The organism is Legionella pelazae (genome assembly GCF_052527395.1).
This window is the reverse complement of the sequence record NZ_JBNVZS010000005.1, coordinates 16737-40249: the sequence shown is the minus strand read 5'-3', so window position 1 is coordinate 40249 and position 23513 is coordinate 16737. Positions and strand designations below refer to the sequence as shown.

Genomic DNA, 23513 nt, shown 5'->3' with positions numbered 1-23513 from the left:
TAATTAAAATACTTAGGATTTTCATGTTTAAAAAAATTCTAATAGCAAATCGTGGTGAGATTGCTTGCCGCATTATTAAAACAGCCAAAAAGATGGGGATTATGACTGCTGCTGTTTATTCAGCTATTGACAGAAATAGCCCTCATGTCGCGCAAGCTGATGAAGCTTATTGTATTGGTGAGGCTATTGCTAAGAATAGTTATTTAAACATTGATGCCATCATTAAAGCTTGCGTTGCAAGTAAAGCAGAAGCAATTCACCCAGGCTATGGTTTTTTATCTGAAAATTCTTCGTTTGCGAAAGCCTGTGCAAACGCTAATATTGTGTTTATTGGGCCTTCCATTGAAGCGATTGACGCAATGGGTTCTAAACAACTAGCAAAACAATTACTTGAAAAAACAGATGTTCCTCTTACACCAGGTTATCATGGTCATGAGCAAAATGATGATGTTTTATTAAATGAGGCAAAAAAAATTGGTTTTCCTGTTTTACTTAAAGCGGCAAACGGTGGTGGTGGAAAAGGTATGCGTGCTGTTTATAAAGAAAATGAATTTGCACATGCCTTAGCAGGAGCAAGACGCGAATCACAAGCAAGCTTTGCCAATGATACGATTATTATTGAAAAATTAATTGTTAATCCTCGTCATATTGAAATCCAAATCATCGCTGACAATCACGGCCAAGTTATTCACCTCTTTGAAAGAGACTGCTCAATTCAACGCCGCCATCAAAAAATTATTGAAGAAGCACCTGCTTTAAACTTAAGTCAAGCGCTACGCCAGAAATTAGCTTCTGCGGCCTGTCAGGTTGCAAAGTCAATTCAATATCGTGGTGCGGGAACTGTTGAATTTCTCGTTGATAACAATGAACATTTCTATTTTATGGAAATGAATACGAGATTACAGGTTGAACACCCAGTTACAGAGATGATTACCGGTATCGATTTAGTTGCCTGGCAACTAAAAGTTGCTGCTAATGAACCCTTACCCTGTAAACAAGAAGATATCGTGGCCAAAGGCCATGCTATTGAATGCCGTATCTATGCAGAAGATCCTTATGAGAACTTTATTCCATCCATTGGACAACTGCATTTTTTAAAAGAGCCTGTTGGTGAAGGCATACGCATTGATAGCGGTGTTAATAACCAATCAACAATTAGTCAATTCTATGATCCTATGATTGCTAAATTAATTGTTTGGGGTGACGATCGCAACCAGGCACTATCACGTACTCAATACGCTTTAGACCATTTTGCAATTGGTGGTGTTAAGTCTAATATCCCTTTCTTGCAAGCTATTTGTAAACATCCTAAATTTATTGCTGGCGACATTAATACTAATTTTTTAACTGAAGAGACAGTTAAACTTAGCAAGCCAGATAATTACTTAGGAACATTAATGGCCGCCTGCTTTGATTATGCAATGCTAGTTAATCAGAAACAAGATGCCTTATGGCAGCAAAATTTTGCTTGGCAAATGCATTTAACCAGCTATTGGCGTTGGCATTATTTATTAGAAGGGCAGCAAATTGAAGCACTCATCAAACCAATTAACCAAGAATCATTTTTAATTGAGCTAAATAATGAAAGCCCCATTAGTCTTATTTTTAAATTAAGAGATAATCAACTCTTTATTGAATACAACGAAAAAAGACAGTGGGCTTGGGTTGAGAGCACTGATGCATATTTAATTATCTATTTAAAAGAAGGTCCTATTTATTTTGAACGCTTTAGTTGGGAACAAACAAGTAATCAAAGTCAGCAAACAAATCATTTAACGGCGCCGATGTCAGCAACAGTTGTTGCTATTTTAAAAAAACAGGGCGATATAATTAAGAAAGGCGAGCAATTAATAGTACTTGAAGCAATGAAAATGGAACATACCATCCAAGCACCCAAAGATGGTATTGTCTCTGAGTTATTTTATGAAGTAGGCTCACAAGTTAGTGAAGGAGCAGAATTACTGACTATTGCCGATAGTAATTAGGAAATAAACATGAGCTATCCTCAACAAGTCACAATCGTTGAAGTAGGTCCACGCGATGGATTACAAAATGAACTATCGTTTGTTACAACAGAAACTAAAATTGCTTTGATAAATCAATTAAGTCAAACTGGGTTGCAGTATATTGAAGCAACTAGTTTTGTCTCAGCAAAAGCTATTCCACAATTTGTTGATAGTGAAATTGTTTTTAACTCAATTAATAAACCTAATGGGGTTCATTTTTCTACGCTTGTTCCTAACGAACGTGGGATGCATAAAGCACTTAGTTTAGGCGTCAAAGAAGTAGCGGTTTTTACAGCTGCTAGTGAAACCTTCAACCTGCGTAATATTAATTGCACGCTCACTGAAAGTATTGATCGTTTTAAGCCGGTATTTGATCTTGCCAAAGCGAATAATATATTTGTTCGAGCCTATATTTCTTGTGCATTAGGCTGTCCTTATGAAGGAGAAATTAAACCTGCTCGAGTTGCTGAAGTAGCTTTGCAATTGCTTAAACTTGGAGCGCAGGAAATCTGTCTTGGTGATACAATTGGAGTCGGTACACCTAAACAGACCAAAGCAGTTATTAATACCTTACTTGATTTTTTACCTAACTCCCAATTAGCTATGCATTTTCATGATACTTACGGGCAAGCTATTGCTAATATTAATGCTTCTCTAGATTGTGGTATTCATCGCTTTGATAGTTCTGTAGCAGGCTTAGGGGGATGTCCTTATGCAAGAGGCGCCACAGGCAATGTGGCCACAGAGGATGTACTTTATTTAATGCATGGTCTAGGAATTGATACAGGTATAGATATTTTCAAAGTTGTTGCCGCTGGCGATATGATTTGTAAAGCACTCAATCGCAAAAATCAGTCTAAAGTAGCTAATGCACTTTTAGCAAATCAGCTCTAAAATGGCGAAGTTTAAAATAGACGATTTTTCTTCCACGTCTATGTTCCCAGTTTGTCTGCGAAATCCAGCGGAGTTAAAGAAATGGATTCCCGCCTACGCGGGAATGACAAAGACAGGGGGAAAATGACAGGAACTGAATGAAGGAAGGAGCGGCATGAAGAGAAGAAGCAGGAATGACATGAAAAATGTTTGTCGTTCCTGCGCAGGCGGGAACCTATTTTGCAAGATCCAATGAAGGGTTAAAAGGAAGATTAAGCTTTTGTATGGCATAAAAATGGATAATTTTCTAAAAACAATTTTTTGAATTAACTTACACGAGAAAATAAACATCTATGAGTAATAAATTAGTTATCGGTTTAGTCCAAGAGCGCTGGTATTCTAACCCACAAATCCATCAAGAGAAGTTAGCAGCAGGAATTATGGCTGCGGTAAAACAAGGTGCTCGAGTAGTTTGTCTGCAAGAATTAACGCTCTCACCTTATTTCTGTACTCAACCAAATATTAACTGTGGACCCTTTATGGAAGATGTTTATACAGGGCCAACAGCGCAGTTCGTTGGCAACATGGCAAAACTAGCCAATGTGGTAATTACCGCTTCTCTTTTTGAAAAAGGCGGATTCAACACGGCTGTCGCTTTTAATCAACAAGGACAAATTGCTGCAATTACGCGTAAGCAACATATTCCCTGTGGCGAAAAATATCATGAAGATCATTATTTTAAGCCAGGCGACTCCAATTATCCTATTCATAAGCTTGCCGGACACGCTTTTGGATTACCCACTTGTTATGATCAATGGTTTCCTGAGTTATCACGTATTTATGGTTTAAAAGGTGCAGAAATTTTAGTCTATCCTACAGCGATTGGTGCTGAACCCACAGCACCTGGATTCGATAGCCAACCTATGTGGCAAAAGGTTATAGTGGCACAAGGTATTATGGCAAATTGTTTTATGGTAGCCGTTAATCGTATAGGTGAGGAAGATGGACTAGAATTCTATGGCAGCAGCTTTATTAGTAATCCATTAGGTGAAATTTTAGTGCAAGCCCCACGTCATGAGCCAGCCGTATTAGTCACTGAATTAGATTTTAATGTACGAGCACTTTGGAGTAGGTTATTTCCTTTTGCGAGCCAGCGCCAACCTCACACTTACCAAGAATTACTAAAAATTTAGGCAGGGATACTTAATGACGACTTCAATTGAATCTAATGCTTATAACATTGCGCATTGGGGAGATGGTTATTTTTCTGTTAACCAACAAGGCAATATTGAGATTCATAAGAATCCTAATGTCCCTGGCATTGAATTGCAAACAATTGTTAAAGCAGCCAATTACGCTGGATTACAATTACCGCTGCTTATCCGTTTTACTGACATTCTTCATGACAGAGTTTTAAAAATCTATGAAGCTTTTAAACAAGTGATAACAGATAATAATTATCAAGGTAGTTATCAATTAGTTTATCCAATTAAGGTTAATCAAGAACAATGTGTTGTACGAGAATTATTAAAAGCGCCTGCTCATACCATTGGCCTTGAAGCCGGTAGCAAACCAGAGCTTATGGCAGTGATTGGTATGTTAGGCAAACAAACTTCAACAATTATTTGTAATGGGTATAAAGATAGTTCTTATGTACGCACGGCTTTAATTGCCCAACAAATGGGTCATCAGGTATTCATTGTTATTGAGAAGCGTTCAGAATTAGATATTATTCTTAAAGAATCTGCACGTTTAAATGTAAGACCTACCTTAGGTGTACGTATTCGTTTAGTAACCAAGAGTGCTGGGAAATGGGAAAACACTGGCGGGATCAAATCAAAATTTGGATTAAATGCAGAACAGATACTAGATTTAGTCTTAAGCCTTAAAGAAGGCAACGCCCTTGATTGTTTAAAATTAATGCACTGTCATTTAGGTTCGCAAGTTGCCAACATTCATGACATCCGTTTTTGTATGCAAGAAGTGGCTCGATATTATGTTGAGTTAAGACGTCTTCAGGCACCGATTCAAACAATCGATGTAGGCGGCGGGCTGGGAATTGATTATGAAGGGACGCGAACTAGTACTGATTGCTCAATGAACTACAGTTTAAATGAGTATGCGACAAATATTATTTTAGCAATTCGGCATGTTTGCGAGGAAGCAAGTATACCTGAGCCTAACTTAATTTCAGAGTCAGGTCGAGCCTTAACAGCGCATCATGCCGTCTTAGTCACCAACATTACGGATTCAGAAGTTATTAAAAAGACACATGAGCTTCCCGAAATTGGCCCAGATGAATCCCATGTTATTCGTGATATTTGGGATACTTATCAATCTATTTATGATCATGCACCACGAGAAATATATCATTATGCTCTTCACTCCTTAGAAGAGGCCCACTCTATGTTTAAGCATGGCGTAATTACTTTAGAAGAAAAAGCGAAAGTTGAGCAACTCTTTACGGCGATTTGTTGTGAAATACAACGTAGGCTTGATGAAAAAACACCTGGTGATTCTGAATTAATGGATGTTATTAATGAACGATTAGCGGCTAAAATTTTTTGCAATCTCTCCTTTTTTCAATCTTTACCGGATGCCTGGGCAATTGATCAAATTTTTCCAGTTACACCTATTTCTCAGTTAAACAACAAGGAAAAAATACCCAGTATTTTACAAGATCTAACCTGTGATTCTGATGGCACAATCAAGTATTATCCAGGTCAATCAAGAGTTGAGACAACCCTTATGCTCCCTCCCTTTAACCCTGATAAACCTTATGCAATTGCTTTCTTTCTTGTAGGCGCCTATCAAGAAATTCTTGGCAATTTACATAATCTATTTGGTGATACAAATTCTCTTGATGTTAATTTAAAAGATGATGGCCAGTTTGAAATTAATGATTTGGTAAGTGGTGATACCGTTACGAATGTTTTAAATTATGCTCATTATGATACAAAAAAATTATTGCTCTCTTATGAAAAACAACTTATTAATTCAGAATTATCGCAAGAAACTATGCAAGGGTATTTAGATGAACTACGAAGCATCTTTTCTCAATTTACTTACCTTAATGGTAATAAAATTCGGCGTCTAGATTAATTGGTAATGAATTCCTAAATTAAGTTATAAAGGATAAATATGCTTACTCCCAAACAATTAGGTTTCAAAATGCCACCTGAATGGCATCCGCATACGGCTTGCTGGATGGCTTGGCCCTGTCATCTAGAAACATGGGCTAACATTGGTCTTGATAAAGCAAGGCTTGCTTATAGTCGTATAGCAAAGGCCATTGCTGAGTTTGAACCTGTTATTATGTTAGTTGACCCTAATGATGAAACAAGTGCAAAAGAACTCTTAAGTGGCAATAATATTACAATTCATATACTTGCTTTAAACGACTCGTGGACACGTGATACAGGTGCTACTTTCCTCTTAAATAAAGAAGGCGAATTAGCCGGGGTTGATTGGATTCACAATGCCTGGGGTGGTAATTATGCTGATTATGCGTTAGACAATCAAATTGCTACTGCCATTATTGAAGCTACACATGCTAAATATTTTAAAGCCCCCATTGTTATGGAAGGTGGCTCATTTCATGTTGATGGTGAAGGCACTGTCCTTACCACAAGAGAGTGCCTACTAAATCCTAATCGAAATCCAACCCTATCACAAACAGAAATTGAAAATTATTTACATAACTACTTAGGTACTAATAAAGTTATCTGGCTAAATAAAGGGATTATTGGGGACGAGACAGATGGCCATATTGATGAGATTGCTTGTTTTACCGCTCCAGCTAAAGTGTTGTGTTTAATTACCTCTAATAAACAAGATGAAAATTACGAGCGTTTACAGGAAAATTATGAAATTTTAAAATCCACAACTGATGCAGCAGGACGCCCCTTAGAAATTATCACGATTGAGCAGCCACCCGCTACTTATCTAGCGGGTGAGCGCTTAACCCTATCTTACATTAACTTCTACTTAGCTAATCAAGGTATTGTAATGCCTGCCTTTGGTTACAAAAAATATGATCAAGCTGCCTATGATATTATCCAAGGCTGTTTTTCTAATTACCGAATTAGGCAAATTGAAGCTTTAGATATATTTGCTGGTGGCGGAGGAATTCATTGCATCACGCAGCAACAACCCTTAAGTAAAAAAATAACTTAGACGATTAATGTAATATCCTCACTGATAAATGACAGAATAAATATAGAAAAGATACAAGTAACTCTTTTAAGTATCGGCCATGTGTGTAAACTTCATTATAAATGTTGTAGTCGTCGCCCACTAAATTTTAGACAAGGCGCAAGTGGCCAAGCTTGCAACGAAGTATAAAGCTTAGCGGGTGGCGCTATAGTTTAAATTTTAATAAAGCAGGGATTAACTATGAGCATAGTTTGGCGGCCTAAACATCCTGAAAAATCACAAATGTGGCAATTTATGCAATTTGTTGCCCAAAAGGAACATACTTCCTTTACCGATTATCAAGCGCTCCATCAATGGTCTATTGATAATAGTGCTCGTTTTTGGGAGCTCTTATGTGGTTTTTTTGCAATTGATTTTAAAACCGAACCACACAGTATATTAAATTATCAAGGGCATATGCTTGATGCCACTTGGTTTAATGGTGCAACGTTTAATTTTGCTGAAAAATTACTAAAAAGACGTGATGCTCATCCGGCTATTATCAGTATTAAAGAAAATGGTAAACGCCATGTATTAACTTATGTTGAGCTTTATCAGCAAGTTGCTATGTGTGCAGAAGGTTTAAGACAAGCAGGCATTAAAGAAGGCGATCGTGTTGCAGCCATGATGCCGAATATTGCTGAAACAATCATTGCTATGCTAGCAACAACTTCGCTTGGCGCTATTTGGTCTTCGTGTTCACCTGATTTCGGTGCTCAAGCAGCCATTGACCGCTTTAGTCAGATTGAACCTAAATTATTCTTTACTTGTAATGGCCATCAATATTCAGGTAAAGAGCATCTTGATTTTGATAAAATTAAAGAAATAGGCGCAGCAATCCCTTCTATACAAATAATCGTCATTTGTTCAAATTTAAATTTAAATAATGAGCCAACTATTCCCAAAGCCTGTTTGTGGAAAAAATTTATTAAACCAGCAAAGGATTGTGACTTTCACTATTTACCCTTCGCCCACCCTCTTTATATTTTATTTTCCTCAGGAACAACTGGAAAACCTAAATGTATTGTTCATGGCGCCGGCGGAACCTTATTGCAGCATATTAAAGAATTAGGCTTACATACAGATATTACCGCAAACGATAATTTATTTTTTTATACCACCTGTGGTTGGATGATGTGGAACTGGATGGTCTCTGTTTTAGCGCTGGGCGCGACTTTAACGCTTTATGACGGCTCACCTACTTATCCCGACGCTTATCGGCTTTTTCAATTAATTGAAGAAGAAAAAATTACCGTTTTTGGTACTAGTGCAAAGTTTATTTTAGCTGTCGATAAAGCCTTGGCAAAACCTAATAGTCGTTATAAATTAGAATCCCTACGTGCTATTCTTTCAACAGGCTCGCCTTTATTACCTAAAAATTACGATTTTGTTTATCAGGATGTAAAACCTGATGTGCAACTTAGCTCCATCTCAGGCGGAACAGATATTGTCTCCTGCTTTGCACTTGGAAATCCAATTCTTCCTATTTATAAAGGCGAATTACAATGCTTTGGTTTAGGCATGGCGGTTAATGTTTTTGATGAACAAGGAAATCCTGTTCGAGAAAAGCAAGGTGAACTAGTCTGTACTCGGCCTTTCCCATCCATGCCAATTTATTTCTGGAACGATAGCGATAAGAAAGCTTATCGTCATGCTTATTTTGAACGTTATGATAATGTTTGGGCGCACGGCGACTTTGCAGAGATTACCAAACACAATGGCTTAATTATCTATGGTCGCTCTGATGCTATCTTAAATCCGGGCGGTGTCAGAATAGGCACAGCAGAAATCTACCGCCAAGTTGAGAAAATTCCGCAAGTCGTTGATAGTGTCGTTATTGGTCAAAATTGGCAAGATGATATCCGGATTATTCTTTTTGTTAAGCTAAGAGAAGGTTTACAGTTAGATAAAGCATTAGAGGATTTAATTAAACTTACAATAAGAAAAAATGCATCTCCTCGCCACGTACCTGCTAAAATCTTACAAGTTCCAGATATTCCTCGTACAATGAGCGGAAAAATCGTTGAAGTTGCTGTACGGCAAGTCGTTCATGGCCAAGAGATTAATAATGTTCAATCCTTAGCAAATCCAGAGGCGCTTAATTATTTTAAAAATAGGCCTGAATTAGAAGAATGATTCTTTAAAAGATATTTGCAACTGACTAAGATCACTGAATGCCGCGAACAAGTCGCGGCACGTAGGTATAGGAGCCGTACTTAGGCACTAGGATTATTATCAAATACTGTTAAGCCTTGGCCTAGTTCACATTGCAGACTATATTCTTGGATACGGCTATAGTCTGTCGCTTTCATAAGCGTTATTTTAATATTAGCTTTACCATCAGCAGTGATATCGTATTTAGCGTTAGTAAAAATTGGCAAGCCTACAGCGCCAGGTTGATTTAAAGTAAAATGCTGATAGGCAGCCGTCACTCGCTGATTACTAATAACCATAAAAGCGCTTGGTTTAACAGAAGTAACAATATCTTGAACCGGCAAATTAGATTGGCACTCGTTAAGATTTAGTACATAAGTTAACTGCTTACCTCCACTTACAGCCTTACTTATTTGATCAAATTTTTCTAGTTCAGCAGCATGAACAACCGATAAGGCTAAACCTATCGTAGTAGCAAGTACTAATTTTTTCATTTCCACATCTCCTTACAAAAAAAGCTAGCCTGCCAAAATAAACTAATCTTGTCAATGAGATTTAAATTATTTTTACGATTTATCAAGAACTTATAAATTAACTGGGCGTTATTATTTAAAAAAGCAGTCTTAAAATAAAAGGAATAAGAGATAATTTCTACAAGCATAAAGATTAAGAAATCTTACTCTTGTTGGTTTTTTTTAATGCATATTTATTGTATGATATGGAATGCGCTGATTTGAATACTTAGCTTGCGGGCGCTCAAGATTAATTTTCTTGTAAATTCGGCTAAAGCAGGTTTTTCCTTCCTTAGCTTCCGCGCTATTATTCACCATTAATTAGTAAAACCAACTACCTGTTAGGTAATTAAGATGATTGAATTAACTGGTTTAAATAAATCGTTTGCCCATGTTAGTGCCTTAAAGGATATTAATCTATTTATTCAAGAGGGCGAGATATTTGGTATTATTGGCAAAAGTGGTGCTGGAAAATCCACCCTTTTACGCACGATTAATTTGTTAGAAAGACCTGATTCAGGTGAGGTGACTGTCAATAATCAAGTCATTTCTAATTTAAATCAAAAAGAATTGCGCCTTGCTCGCCATAAAATGGCAATGATTTTTCAACAATTTAATTTATTAAACTCGAAAACTGTTTATGAAAATATTGCGCTACCCATGCGTATTCAAGGTTATGATGAAAATACAATTAGAGAAAAGATAGAAGAGCTCTTACCTTTAGTTGAACTTCATGAAAAAAGAGATGCTTATCCTGCCGAGCTTAGTGGTGGTCAAAAGCAACGGGTAGCAATAGCACGAGCACTGAGCTCCTCGCCCGCTATTTTGTTATGTGATGAAGCAACCTCAGCACTTGATCCCAAAACAACTGAATCAATATTGCAATTATTAAAAAAAATTAATCAAGTATATGGCATTACTATTGTCCTAATTACTCATGAAATGGAGGTGGTAAAACAAATTTGTCATCGTTTAGCTGTTATGGAGAATGGTCAAATTATTGAAGTGGTTGCATTAAGTAATATTTTTAACGAAACTAACAGCCAAGCACGTAATATGCTTTATGCACAATTAAGCCCAGAATTACCTCCATCACTTGTAAGCCATTTACTAACGGAGCCAACTGATAAACCAGTGTTACGTTTATTTTTTCAAGGTGAGGCAGCAACAGTACCCTTTATTAGCCAAACAAGCCGAGAGCTTAATATCGATATTAATATCTTGCTTGCTAATATTGACCGTATTGATACCATCACCTGTGGCGTTTTAATTGTAGAGTTATACGCAGATAGGTCTTTATTAAATAATTTTATTGCACGCTGTAAGCAGGCGAATTTAACTGTGGAGATTTTAGGGTATGTCGCTGACGTTATTTTATGATTTAATACTTGCTAGCGGGCAAACACTTTATATGGTCTTTTTAAGTACCCTGTTTGCCATCATTTTAGGACTACCGCTTGGCACTTTACTTTTTAGTAGTACTAGAATAAAGCCTCATCCTATGCTAAATCGCTTTATTTCAGGGTTAATTAATTTTAGCCGTTCTATTCCCTTTATTATCCTATTAGTTGCCTTAATTCCTGTTACACGTTTTTTAGTAGGCACGTCTATTGGCATTAATGCAGCTATTGTTCCATTAACACTAGGCGCAACACCTTTTTTCGCACGTTTAGTTGATAATGTTTATCATAATCTACCTGCCGGTTTAATTGAGACAGGTTTTTCCATGGGAGCGACTACTTGGCAGATGATTCGACTTATTCTGTTACCAGAGGCCTTACCAGCTCTTATTCAATCAGTCACAGTCACGGCTATTACTTTAGTTAACTACTCTGCTATGGCAGGAACAGTCGGGGGCGGCGGTTTAGGTGATTTAGCGATTCGCTACGGTTATCAGCGATTTAATGTATTCATCATGGTTGCTACTGTGCTCATATTAGTACTTATTGTGCAATTAATTCAAGTCGGCGGTGATCGCCTCGCAAGACGATATTTACATACATAGTTTATCTAAACGTTTCATTAAGAGGAGAATTTCGTGCGTATTGTTGCTTTATTATTGCTTATATTGAGTCTTGTGGCTTGTAACAAGCCATCTCCTAATACCTTGGTTATTGGCACCATTGCAGGCCCTGAAACTGATTTAGTGGAAGTCGCTCGTGATGTCGCCTTAAAAAATTATGGCTTAACCATTAAAATAGTTGAGTTTAATGATTACAATTTGCCTAATGAAGCCTTACAAGATGGTAGCTTAGACGCTAATGTTTATCAACACCTGCCTTATCTACAAGCAGCAATGCAGGCGCATGGTTATAAATTTGAAGTGATTGGTAAAACTTTTATTTATCCAACGGGTATTTATTCTAAAAAATACAAATCACTTAGTGACTTGCCAAATAAAGCTACTATCGCTATTCCTAATGATCCTAGCAATGAAGCACGCGCGCTTTTATTATTACAAAATGCAAAATTAATTACTTTAAAGAAAACAACAACAGCTTCTTTAGATGATGTGGCAACAAATCCTAAACAGTTACAAATTAAAGAGTTAGATGCAGCTCAGCTTCCTCGGGTGCTATCAGATGTAGACGCTGCTGTAATTAATACAACTTTTGCAATTCCTGCTGGTCTAAGTCCTTCGCGTGATGCTTTATTTATCGAAAATAAAGATTCACCTTATGCTAATTTAATTGTTATTCGTAGCGACAGTAAGAAAAAGGCGCAGTTAGAGCAATTTGTAAAAGCACTTAATTCAAATGAAGTCAAAGAAAAAGCAAAAACACTATTCGGTGATGCGGCTATTCCAGCCTGGTAAGTTAAGCTTAATAGAGAGCTGAACGCCTAATGAGATTATTATGACTTCTGTCATTCTTGCGCCATTCTGATCATTCTCGGCTTATCTCGATTTCATCCTTGTCATTCCCGCGCAGGCGGGAATCCATTTCTGAACCACGTTTGTTACTTCTTGCAGGATGGGTTCCCGCCTGCGCGGGAACGACAAAGGATAGGATAGTACAACAAGATAGAAATTTTTATACAGACTTATTTTCTCTTATTTTATAAAACAAAGCCCTGCTGTAAAAAGAATTCTAATTTTGCATTATAAACATCGTATGCTTTACTTTGACTGCACTCAAATTAAAGCATATCAAATTCACTTAGCTCTTCTCTTAATCGCTTTTCTTCAAATAAGTCTTCAATACGACGTCGACGCTCTAATTTTTTACTTAAATTAACTTCCGTGTTCTCTTGAACTTCAATGAGTTCATCAACCCCTGTCTCAAAATCATTAAAACGCCGATTATTCATCGCACCTCTCCTTTGCTGGGTTAGTTGATTCCATGCTTGAGTTGGGCCCAATACCCAAAAATAACAGAATTTTAAAGCAAATCACAGCTTTATTTCTTAGGCGTAATAAGTTTAAACTGACTTCAAACTAAGATAATTGTATTACCCACTAATTATTAATATTTGAAAGAGTCATTAAACTTAATAACCCATAATCTAAGGGGTTAGTAAAGATATACTAGGAAAAGCTCAAATAAATATGATATTATGGAAGCGCTGACTGATGCGCTGGCTGTGTTAGCTGATTATCTGCTGACGTATTACTAGTATTTTTAGTTTCCTGCAGGGCATCTTTTAAGTCTCTTTGCGCTTGAACTGGATTTTTGATAAGAGACTCCTGCTCTTTTTTCAGGTTAGAGGCTTTCCGTTCCATTAATTCTCTTCTTGCCGGGTATTTCTCAAAAAGCTCCTCTACCTTAACTAGCTTATTGTTTACCATAATAGCAATATTTTTTTCCTTTTCCGTATTTGGATCAAAGCCTGCTAACAAAGCAGCTTCATAGGCTTTACGCCCTAACTCCATAGCATAATCATTATTATTCTCATAATTAACGCTTAAAGTAATCTTATCCGCCCCGGATGCCCTCACCATTTGAGCGATACTGGTTAAATCATACAGAACATAGTCATGACCAGAATGATAATAAGCAAAGCCTATTCTAGGAAATTGGATAGAAAATCCTCCTTTTTCATCATGCGTTACATCTCGGCCTGCAACTGTTTGAAGGTGCTCGATATCCTTAAAGTTTATCCCCTTAAACGTAGTTAAACCGGAAACGCCATAAGATATGGTAGCTCCTTGATCTTCTTTATAATTTTTTTCATATAATTTATCAATGTCAGCTCGCATTTTCTTAGCATGAGGACTATTGTAAAAAGAAGCTAAAGTGGAAATACGTCTCTGTTCAAAATCTGCTGCGTCATGCAATTTTTTAACCTGGTCTTTTAGAGCATCCTCAATTTTCTTCAACTCCTTTTCTTGAGAATCTTTAAGAGCAGTTTGCATGTCACTTTTAAGCTTTTCAACCTGGCCGCCTGAAGCACCCATTTTATTTGCTAAACTATTCACAAACGTGGTGTCAGCTAGTAAATCATTAAGTTTATTTTTTTCTTCCTCATGCTGGTTTTTAATCTCTTGTACTAGTTGGCTACGAAATTTTTGTATTTCACTAGCCACTTCAGCTGGGTTATGTGACACTTTGTTAAACTCAGCGACTGTTTTTTTAAATTTTTCTAGTGCTGTATTTGTAGCCTCTGTTAACTCTAATTCATGTTCTAATCGTTGAAGAATGGGGTCAGAAGAGGCTAACTTTTCACTCATTGGTTTGCCATCTGGGCCTTTAACTTCTTTTAAGTCTTTTAATCGCTCTTTTTTATAGTTTTGTATTAAATCTGTAACTTTTAGAGTGCCATCTATTTCATTATAGCTTCCACTATATTCGCGTAGTGATTTAGCTTTTTGTTCAGGACTAAAGACGTCTAAGTACCTTGTAGTGTGCCTAATTCGGGGCGTTGCACCATACACTGCTTTCACACCTTTTATCACACCTCTTCCAGCTGTTTTCACACCTCTTTTAATTTTCTGTCCCACTTTAGGCATAATCCACCTACTACACTAAACCTATTAATAAGATTAAGTATAACATCTTATCATTAATTTATAATTAAGAATTAAGCAATTTGATTATTTTTTTTCGATAATTTATCGATTTGATTAGCCATTGCACGGATACGCTGACATAGCGCATCAATTATACTTATTGTTAAATTTATATCCATATACTCAAATAAGTGATACCGCTTCAGCTTTAATAATAGACAGTTTTCCGCTGCTATTACTGATTCAGTACGTGGTTCAGGTGATAACACGGCTAGCTCACCAAAAATTTCCTTATCGCCTAGGGTGGCCAGCACTCTATTTTCATTTTGGACATTTACTTTACCCGAAACAATAATGTAAAGCCCATCTCCTAACTCGCCCTTCTTAATAATGGATGTACCTGCTTTTGCATATTCTTCTGTCACTCGGCCAGCAAGTTCAATCAATAACTCATCGTTTACATTTCTAAAAATATCTACTTTACGAAGTAGAGTCATTTTTTCTAATAAAATCATAATTTATGTTCTCCCACCCTACTAAAGAAAAATAATTTTCTTCCATTTTGAGAAAAACAATAAACAATCTGCTTTTAAAAAAACAATAATAATTAATTGTAGATTATTTTAAGTATGACGACTTACGGAGCTAATTTCTTCTTAATTTACCAAATTTTTCAACTTTTTACTATTGAAGGAAGGTAAATGTCAAAGCGAACCGTTTTTTCATGAATACTTGCTGAAGGCTCTAATAAAGGCAATACTCGTTTAGGCCACTTGACAACTACTTTTTGCAAGCATCGCTCTTTAGCTATTTGTAATAAGTCTAAGGCATCAATATCAGGTTTAATTAATTGCTGTAATACTTGTAATTCTTTTTTAACTAAAGCAGCCTTCTGACGTGATGGATGCATTGGATCAATATAAATTAAATCTGGATAATGTGGACTCTCTAAATTCGTTAAGTAATTGATTGCATCTTGCTCAATTAAATGGAGTTTAAGAGGGCTTGACTCCTCTTTTTGGCGGCTTAAGGCGTCGCTAAGTAAAGCGCCCATAATGGGATTTCGCTCTAACATTAATACCTCCGAACCAAAACTTGCTAAAATGGCAGCATCTTTTCCCCATCCTGCAGTTGTATCAATAATACGCATACCTTGCTTAGGTTTACACGCCCGAATTAATCCTTGATTTTTACCCTCTTGATACCTTTTTTGCCAAAAATGACGTGCAAAGGTACAATACAAAGGCAAAAATGGCTCAATATGGAGCACTAATTTCTCAGACGTTAATATTAGTTTTTTATGAGCTTTATTATTGAGTGGCAGATTTAACTTGTTAGCTAATAAAGTAGCTTCTTTTTTTTGTTCCTTGCCTTCATAACCTATAGCTAATTCACTACACATGCTTTAGCCATTAAGGAATCTACCCATTCAGCAAGCGAATTAAAAATGGGAACATCAAGGTAATTTAATAAGGCTATTCTATCAGTCATAGAAGATAAAATCATAATAGGTTGCGCACCAACAGCTTGGGCTGCTTGAATATCCGATACTCTATCACCTACAAAGGGAATATTTTTTAAATCCAAACAACCTAGTTTCCTTGCTAGTGCATACAGCATACCTGGCATAGGTTTACGACACTTGCAACCTGCTTCAGGTAAATGTGGGCAATATTCAACTGCATCAATTCTTCCACCCACCCTTTCAATAGTATTAAGCATTTTGGTATGAATTTTAACTAAATCATTTTCAGTATAAAGCCCACGAGCAATACCAGATTGATTGGTTGCTATACCAATTCGATAACCGGCAGCAGTCAAACGAGCAACTGCTGCGATATTTTCTGTTATAGGAATAAACTCATCAGGTGATTTAATATAGTGTAATGAATCATAGTTGATGATGCCATCGCGATCTAATAACACAATTTTATTGCTTACTGACATCTTGACCTTCTTTCTAAGGATCCCTAGATAAATTGTAACTGCGATATATCAGCAACTCCTTGTAACATAGCTTGTAAATTCGATAATAAAATTAAACGATTTTTTCTCGTACTCATATTATCGATCATAACCATCACATTTTCAAAAAATGCATCAACAACAGGCCGTAGCGAAGCTAATAGAGTAAGGATAGCCACATAGTCTCGTTTTTTGTATAAGAAATCAATCTCTTGTTTTATATCCTTAAGTTTTAAGAAAAGCGCTTTCTCTGCTTCTTCTTGTAATAGGTTCTCATCAACTAAGCAAAGCTGATAGTTCACTGTCTCTTCTTGCTGTAGTAAATTATTAACACGTTTACAGGCCGCTGATAAGCTAGAAGCTTCTGGTAGGCGTGCAAAAAATGCAAGTGCTTTAATTCGCTTATCAAAATCGTCTAAATGATCATCTTGCCTAGCTCGAACAGCTTGTACAAAATCGCTAGCGATGCCTTGTCCTAGATAATAAGATTGCTGACGTTCAAGGATAAAGGGTTTTAATTCAGCAAAAAAAGCTTGGGCTTTATCAAATTGCTTACCATAAGCGGCAATTGCGTTACTAATTAGCGCCGATAAGCTTAATGAGTAAGGACTTGCAATTAATAATCTCACTACTGCTAGTGCATGACGACGTAGCTTGAAAGGATCTTTGACACCCGTTGGACGCTGACCAATGGCAAAGATACCGACTAATGTATCTAGACGATCCGCAAGCGATAAACTAAGCCCCAGAACAGATTCAGGTAGGATATCATTGGCAAAGCGTGGTAGATATTGCTCATATATCGCTAAAGCAACTTCTTTATCTTCACCATCATTTAAAGCATAATAATAACCCATTAAACCTTGTAATTCAGGAAACTCGCCGACCATTCCCGTCATCAGATCACATTTACTTAGCTCAGCTGCACGTAGAGCATTTTGCTTATTTAAATGTAGCTTTTCAACTAAGTCAGCCATGATGACTTGAATACGAGTTGCTTTATCTAGTAGGGTTCCTAGTTTTGCTTGAAATATAACTTTAGCGGTTGCCGCAATGTGATGACTTAACGGTTGCTTTTTATCTTGTGCAAAAAAGAATGCTGCGTCACTGAGCCGCGCCCGCATTACTTTTTCATTACCAGCAATGACTTGAGCAGGACACGTACTCCGAATGTTCGCTACTGTTAAAAAGCGAGCTTGCAACTGGCCTTTCTTATCCTTAAGCGCAAAACATTTTTGATGTGTTTGCATAGCAGCAATTAAAGTTTCGGCAGGGACAGATAAGAATTCTTTATCAAAATGGGCAACTAAAACCTCTGGCCATTCAACAATGGATGTGACTTCATAAATTAAATCCTCCGTGACTACTGCTTCTGCATTACACTCTTTAGCTTTTTCCTCAATTTGCTTAAGAATACTTTCTCGTCGTTTAGTAAAATCAGCAATGACATAGGCATCTTGGAGAAGTGCCTCATAATGACGAGGATTATCAATAGGAATTGCTTGGGGCGCATGGAAACGATGACCATAAGTATGGCGTCCAGTTTGCACGCCTAAAATTTGACAAGGTAAGATATCTTTACCTAATAGCATAACAGCCCAATGTATAGGACGGGCAAACTCATCATCACCATGACCCCAGCGCATAGGTTTTACAATAGGAAGATTGGTTAATGCTTCTTTAATAAGGGGGGGCAATAATGTACTTGTTTTAGCGCCTGTTACTTCAGATTCATAAATAACCCACTCCCCTTTATCCGTCTTACTTATGCTTAATGCTGCAATATTAACGCCACAAGACTTTGCAAACCCTAGAAGCGCAGGCGTCGGCTCATTTTGAGCATTATACGCTGCAGCTTTAGCTGGCCCTCTTTTTATGACTCGTTGTGTTGGCTGTTCATTGATTAAGTCTGTAATTAAGATTGCTAAACGACGCGGCGCTGCGAAGGCCGTGATTGTATTAAAATCAAGCTGAAGTTTGTTTAAAGCTGCTGTTATATTGTTAATTAAAGCTTCGCTAAGCGATGAAACAGCACCTGAAGGAAGCTCTTCACAACCTAATTCAAATAGAAAATCATTGACCATCATTCACCTTTAACATAGGAAAATTTAACGCTTCACGCGCATTATAATAAATTTGGGCAACCGCCCTTGAGAGCTGTCTTACTCTTAAGATGTAGCGTTGTCTTTCTGTTACTGAAATAGCACGCCTTGCGTCTAGAAGGTTAAACGCATGCGAGGCTTTAATTACCATTTCATACGCTGGTAGAGGCAATTTAAGATCAATTAATTTTTCCGCTTCTTTTTCATAGGCATCGAAGTGCTGAAAGAGAATATCAATATTTGCATGTTCAAAATTATAGGCTGACATTTCAACTTCATTCTGATGAAAAACGTCCCCATAAGTAATGATACCTTGTTCCGTAATACTCCAAGGTAATTCAAACAAATTATCAACGCCTAAGATAAACATGGCTAAGCGCTCTAAGCCATACGTTAATTCACCTGTTATTGGCTTACATGACAAGCCACCTATCTGCTGAAAGTAGGTAAACTGCGATACCTCCATACCATTTTGCCACACTTCCCAACCAAGCCCCCATGCGCCTAGGGTAGGTGACTCCCAATTATCTTCTACAAAGCGGATATCATCAACTAGTGGGTCAACACCAAGAGCCTGTAACGAATCTAAATACTTTTCTTGAATATCTAATGGTGAAGGCTTCAAAATAACTTGAAATTGATAATAATGCTGAACCCGATTAGGATTTTCACCATAACGACCATCTGTTGGCCTACGTGATGGTTGAACGTAAGCCGCAGCCCAAGGTTCAGGCCCAATGGCACGTAAAAAAGTCGCTGGGTGAAAAGTACCGGCGCCTACTTCCATGTCTAGTGGTTGTAAAATAACACAACCTTGTTTAGCCCAATAATTTTGTAAGGTCAAAATAATATCTTGAAAAGTCTTAATTTGCGTCATTTAATCTTAATACCTCGCCAAGAAGAGGATGGCTCAATTTTGCCATGTTTTTTAAAAAATACGAGCAATAGATTCAATAAACTTTATTGCTAAATTAAAAGAAATATTTCTAAACGGCCAGAAACAAAGCAATGTAAGTCAGTATTGAAAAAATCAGAGTGTACACGAATTATGTAAGTATTTTAACTAGGCTTCACGCTTAGAATTTAAATTACAAATAATTTACAGGCTCCAGCTTAAAAATTCACTGTAGCCTGTGAGAGAAAATAACGTTAGTTAATTAAATAACCTACTAACTTTATTGCTGAGTACCATTGTTATTAGAAGTACTGTTACCAGAGGCGGCTTTGCTAATTAAGTCTTGTAATGTTTCAGGACTAGCTGCACCAGGAATAAATGTTGGCTGTGTACCTTGCTTAAATTGCCCTCCAGGTGTTGAAGCAACCACAAAGGCAGGCGTGCCCATTAAACGTAATTTCTCAGCGAGTTGACGATTAGCATCAAGTGCATCAGTCACTGTTTTGCTATTCATATCAGTTTTAAATTTATTCATATCTAAGCCAATTGACTTAGCGGCATTTTCAATTATCTGATCATTTAGACGCTGATCTTGTTTAAATAGCGCCTCATGCATTTGTAGGTATTTACCTTGCATAGCAGCAGCTAATGCAGCACGAGAGGCATTATCTGAGCTTTTACCAAATATGGGAAATTCTTTATAAATAACGCGCAGATTAGGATTCTTTTTAATTAAATCAGCGATAACAGGCGACATTTTTTTACAATGGATACATTGATAGTCAAAAAACTCAACTAACGTTACATTCCCTTTAGGATTACCTACAACCGTTAATGGATCATTAAATAACTGCTGAGTGTTTTCTGAAATCGCTTGCTGAGCTTCTTGCTGCATCGATTGTTGCTGCTTTTGCTGTAGAGCCTGCGAAGCTTCAATAAGTACTTCTGGATTACTAACGAGATAATCATGTACAACTTTTTGAATATCTTTCTTTTGCGCGTCCGTGAAGCTACTGGTTGTAGTCGATGTAGTATTGCTACTATCAGCAGCCATCAATGTTGGTGAAACAATTGTTGCCATCAGCGCACTTGCTGTTACTAATGTTTTTAATTTCACAACTTTCCCCTTTTTTATTTTGCAATGCGAAAAGTAGCATCGGCTTCATTTAAATTCAAGCTAAGTTTAACTGAAAGGACTGTTGAGGCAAATCCTTTTGTTTTAAAAGATTACAATGTATAGATAAAATTTATTTTCTAACAAGCGTAGCAACTGTCTTGAATTAAAATTCAAGACAGTTGCTACGTTTGCTTTTTTGCCATTCTTCAAACTACAGTAGAGTTTATTATAGATAAATGAATATCTATCTACTCCATATTAAGAGCAACCCTCTAAAAAAGTTAAATTAGCATAAGCTAGAACTAGCCATTTTACGCCATGAACTCTAAATCTAACCTGCACGCGAGTATGAGCACCACTACCTTCAACTGATAAAATTTTACCTTGGCCGAATTTGGCATGAGATACATTCTGCCCCATTTTTACGCCTGCTTCCTTAGCAGTCATTAAATTAGACCTTTGATCAGGCGCTTTAATAACAGGAGTCTGAAAGCGAGCTCCAACGCGTATTTCTTCTAATAACTCTATTGGTATTTCTCTTAAAAAGCGAGAGGGCTTATGATACTCTTCACGGCCATATTGTCTGCGAATCTCTGCGTAAGTTATGATAAGCTTCTTCATTGCACGCGTCATGCCGACATAACATAAACGCCGCTCTTCTTCTAAACGGCCAGGCTCTTCAATAGATTGTTTGCTCGGAAATAATCCTTCTTCTAAGCCTACTAAAAATACAAGTGGGAACTCTAAACCTTTTGCAGCATGCAAAGTCATTAAATGCACATATTGTTCATGGACAGCCGCTTGCATCTCACCTGCTTCTAAAGAAGCATGCGATAAAAATGCAGTCAATAATGACATAGGCTCATTGGTATCCTGTTCATAGCGAAATTGCTTAGCCGCATTAATTAATTCTTGTAAGTTATCTAAGCGAGATTCTGCCTTATCATTTTTCACTTTAGCAAAATGATCATATAAGCCACTTTCTTTAATAACAGTGCCAATTTGCTCATCTAATTCTTGCGTTTTCGTTTTTTCACGTAAATTGACCATCAAAGTAATAAATTTCATTAGGGCGAGTGCTGCGCGCGAAGGCAACATTTTTTCCTGTAACATCTTATTTGTTGCTTGCCATAATGATAACTGTTGTGATTTTGCTAATTCACGTATTTCATCAAGTGTCTTTTCACCAATGCCGCGGGCTGGAAAATTAACTACCCGTTCAAAAGCGGCATCATCATGAGCATTAACAAGTAATCTTAAATAAGCGAGCGTATCTTTTATTTCTGCACGTTCGAAAAAACGTACACCACCATGAATCCGATAAGCGATTCCTGCTCGCAGTAACGCCTCTTCTATTACCCGTGACTGGGCATTAGAACGATATAATACAGCGATCTCATTAGGACTTACGCCATTTTGAATAGCCATATTAATACGCTCACTGACAAAGCGTGCTTCATCTAATTCGTTAAAAGCACTATAAACGACAATTTTTTCGCCAGCTATGCCTTGCGTCCATAATTCCTTACCCATACGTGCGTTATTATTTTCAATGAGTGCATTAGCGGCATTAAGAATAGTAGAAGTTGAACGATAATTTTGTTCTAAGCGAATGACTTGGGTTTGTTTAAAATCTTCTGAAAATTGCTGAATATTTTCAACTTTAGCGCCACGCCAGCTATAGATAGACTGATCATCATCCCCTACCGCCATAACTGATGCATGCTCTCCAGCAAGAAGACGAATCCAAGCATATTGAATAGCATTCGTATCTTGAAATTCATCCACCAAAATTGCTTGAAAGCGGTGTTGGTAATGAGACAAAATGTCTGGATGATTACGCAATAGTTCATGCGTTCGTAATAGTAATTCTGCAAAATCAATGACGCCTGCCTGTACACAAGCTTCTTCATAGTGTTTATAAATTTGAATCAGTGTACGTGTTGGGCCATAAGATAAGGGCTGGATATGATGTGGACGTAAGCCTTCATCCTTCTTACTATTAATAAAGGCTTGGGCTTGCTTAAATGACCACTGATCAGGATCGAGTCTTAAAGCAGCAATAACGCGTTTAATTATTCTTACTTGATCGTCACTGTCTAATATATGGAAATGCTCAGGTAGATTAGCGGCTTGATAATGACGGCGTAATAGGCGATGACAAAGACTATGAAATGTTCCTACCCATAAGCCCATTAAGGGAACATTTAATAAGTGATTAAGACGGGCTTTCATTTCACCTGCCGCTTTATTGGTAAAAGTTACAGCTAAAATAGCATGTGGAGACATCAAATGATGTTCTATTAGCCAAGCAATACGACTGATTAAAACGCGTGTTTTACCACTGCCTGCACCAGCTAAAACCAAAATATTGCCTAAAGGTGCAGTTACTGCCTGACGTTGTTGTTGATTTAATCCATCAAGGAAAGCTGCCATGGGTTGACTCATTATTGATACTAAATGCGCATTATCTTTAATTTACATGATAAAAACAAAGCTTTAGGCCAATTATTTTAAAAATTGTCATTAAGCACTATTAGTTAGATAGCCTTAAATTAATCTAATATTAATTTATGTGTATATTTATTAAACATAGACTATGAATATGAAAGAAACTTAAGAATTTAAATTAAAATTTCTTTCAGTACAGGACAAAAGATGCAGTTAGATTTTAGATTTCGCGAATAAGTCGCGAAATGTTGGGAGATTAAATAGTTTTTTAATTTTTTGTCCAATACAAAGAAAGT

At 37.0% G+C, this 23513-nt stretch carries 19 protein-coding genes; 9 read left to right on the top strand and 10 right to left on the bottom strand.

Annotated elements, in window-relative coordinates; all coding sequences use genetic code 11:
- The first annotated feature begins 23 nt into the window (after positions 1–23).
- The 6 genes from ACQUW5_RS07115 to ACQUW5_RS07090 all read left to right on the top strand — a co-directional run bounded on the left by ACQUW5_RS07115 (position 24) and on the right by ACQUW5_RS07090 (position 9209).
- The gene (locus ACQUW5_RS07115) at positions 24–1985 is read left to right on the top strand and encodes an acetyl/propionyl/methylcrotonyl-CoA carboxylase subunit alpha (RefSeq protein WP_444990534.1); all 1962 of its coding nucleotides are present in this window, start codon (positions 24–26) and stop codon (positions 1983–1985) included.
- Between the two features lie 9 nt (positions 1986–1994).
- Complete coding sequence (locus ACQUW5_RS07110) at positions 1995–2900, top strand: hydroxymethylglutaryl-CoA lyase (RefSeq protein WP_444990533.1); 906 nt, start codon at positions 1995–1997, stop codon at positions 2898–2900.
- Between the two features lie 332 nt (positions 2901–3232).
- Positions 3233–4072: a nitrilase-related carbon-nitrogen hydrolase gene (locus ACQUW5_RS07105; protein WP_444990532.1), complete on the top strand. Its 840-nt coding sequence runs from the start codon at positions 3233–3235 to the stop codon at positions 4070–4072.
- Positions 4073–4085: 13 nt separating this feature from the next.
- The gene (speA, locus tag ACQUW5_RS07100; protein ID WP_444990531.1) at positions 4086–5981 is read left to right on the top strand and encodes a biosynthetic arginine decarboxylase; all 1896 of its coding nucleotides are present in this window, start codon (positions 4086–4088) and stop codon (positions 5979–5981) included.
- 33 nt (positions 5982–6014) lie between these two features.
- A complete protein-coding gene (locus ACQUW5_RS07095) occupies positions 6015–7055 on the top strand; it encodes an agmatine deiminase family protein (protein WP_444990668.1) in 1041 nt (346 codons plus the stop codon).
- A 219-nt stretch (positions 7056–7274) separates the two neighbouring features.
- Positions 7275–9209: an acetoacetate--CoA ligase gene (locus tag ACQUW5_RS07090; RefSeq protein WP_444990530.1), complete on the top strand. Its 1935-nt coding sequence runs from the start codon at positions 7275–7277 to the stop codon at positions 9207–9209.
- 80 nt (positions 9210–9289) lie between these two features.
- Here ACQUW5_RS07090 and ACQUW5_RS07085 read toward each other — a convergent pair whose 3' ends face one another.
- Positions 9290–9721: a VirK family protein gene (locus ACQUW5_RS07085; RefSeq protein ID WP_444990529.1), complete on the bottom strand. Its 432-nt coding sequence runs from the start codon at positions 9719–9721 to the stop codon at positions 9290–9292.
- A 372-nt stretch (positions 9722–10093) separates the two neighbouring features.
- Here ACQUW5_RS07085 and ACQUW5_RS07080 point away from each other — a divergent pair, with 372 nt between their 5' ends.
- The 3 genes from ACQUW5_RS07080 to ACQUW5_RS07070 are packed head-to-tail and all read left to right on the top strand — an operon-like array spanning position 10094 to position 12554.
- Complete coding sequence (locus ACQUW5_RS07080; protein WP_444990528.1) at positions 10094–11119, top strand: methionine ABC transporter ATP-binding protein; 1026 nt, start codon at positions 10094–10096, stop codon at positions 11117–11119.
- Positions 11097–11744 carry a methionine ABC transporter permease gene (locus ACQUW5_RS07075; RefSeq protein WP_444990527.1) on the top strand — a complete coding sequence of 216 codons (648 nt, stop codon included), beginning with the start codon at positions 11097–11099 and terminating at the stop codon, positions 11742–11744. The genes ACQUW5_RS07080 and ACQUW5_RS07075 overlap by 23 nt, the downstream gene beginning before the upstream one ends.
- Positions 11745–11777: 33 nt before the next feature.
- A complete protein-coding gene (locus tag ACQUW5_RS07070; protein ID WP_444990526.1) occupies positions 11778–12554 on the top strand; it encodes a MetQ/NlpA family ABC transporter substrate-binding protein in 777 nt (258 codons plus the stop codon).
- A gap of 323 nt (positions 12555–12877) precedes the next feature.
- Here the strand turns inward: ACQUW5_RS07070 and ACQUW5_RS07065 are convergent, their stop codons facing one another.
- The 9 genes from ACQUW5_RS07065 to uvrD all read right to left on the bottom strand — a co-directional run bounded on the left by ACQUW5_RS07065 (position 12878) and on the right by uvrD (position 23214).
- The gene (locus ACQUW5_RS07065; RefSeq protein WP_444990525.1) at positions 12878–13048 is read right to left on the bottom strand and encodes a PA3496 family putative envelope integrity protein; all 171 of its coding nucleotides are present in this window, start codon (positions 13046–13048) and stop codon (positions 12878–12880) included.
- A 244-nt stretch (positions 13049–13292) separates the two neighbouring features.
- Positions 13293–14687: a hypothetical protein gene (locus ACQUW5_RS07060; protein ID WP_444990524.1), complete on the bottom strand. Its 1395-nt coding sequence runs from the start codon at positions 14685–14687 to the stop codon at positions 13293–13295.
- A 71-nt stretch (positions 14688–14758) separates the two neighbouring features.
- Complete coding sequence (locus ACQUW5_RS07055) at positions 14759–15202, bottom strand: cyclic nucleotide-binding domain-containing protein (protein ID WP_444990523.1); 444 nt, start codon at positions 15200–15202, stop codon at positions 14759–14761.
- Positions 15203–15360: 158 nt separating this feature from the next.
- Positions 15361–16089, bottom strand: a complete 729-nt coding sequence (locus ACQUW5_RS07050) for a class I SAM-dependent methyltransferase (RefSeq protein ID WP_444990522.1) — start codon at positions 16087–16089, stop codon at positions 15361–15363.
- The gene (gene gmhB, locus ACQUW5_RS07045) at positions 16074–16634 is read right to left on the bottom strand and encodes a D-glycero-beta-D-manno-heptose 1,7-bisphosphate 7-phosphatase (RefSeq protein WP_444990521.1); all 561 of its coding nucleotides are present in this window, start codon (positions 16632–16634) and stop codon (positions 16074–16076) included. Before gmhB ends, ACQUW5_RS07050 begins: the two co-directional genes overlap by 16 nt.
- Positions 16635–16657: 23 nt before the next feature.
- Complete coding sequence (glyS, locus tag ACQUW5_RS07040) at positions 16658–18736, bottom strand: glycine--tRNA ligase subunit beta (RefSeq protein ID WP_444990667.1); 2079 nt, start codon at positions 18734–18736, stop codon at positions 16658–16660.
- Complete coding sequence (glyQ, locus tag ACQUW5_RS07035) at positions 18726–19631, bottom strand: glycine--tRNA ligase subunit alpha (RefSeq protein ID WP_444990520.1); 906 nt, start codon at positions 19629–19631, stop codon at positions 18726–18728. The genes glyS and glyQ overlap by 11 nt, the downstream gene beginning before the upstream one ends.
- A gap of 298 nt (positions 19632–19929) precedes the next feature.
- A complete protein-coding gene (locus ACQUW5_RS07030; protein WP_444990519.1) occupies positions 19930–20766 on the bottom strand; it encodes a DsbA family protein in 837 nt (278 codons plus the stop codon).
- Between the two features lie 258 nt (positions 20767–21024).
- On the bottom strand, positions 21025–23214 hold the full coding sequence (gene uvrD / locus ACQUW5_RS07025) for a DNA helicase II (RefSeq protein ID WP_444990518.1): 2190 nt from the start codon (positions 23212–23214) through the stop codon (positions 21025–21027).
- Between the last annotated feature and the right edge of the window lie 299 nt (positions 23215–23513).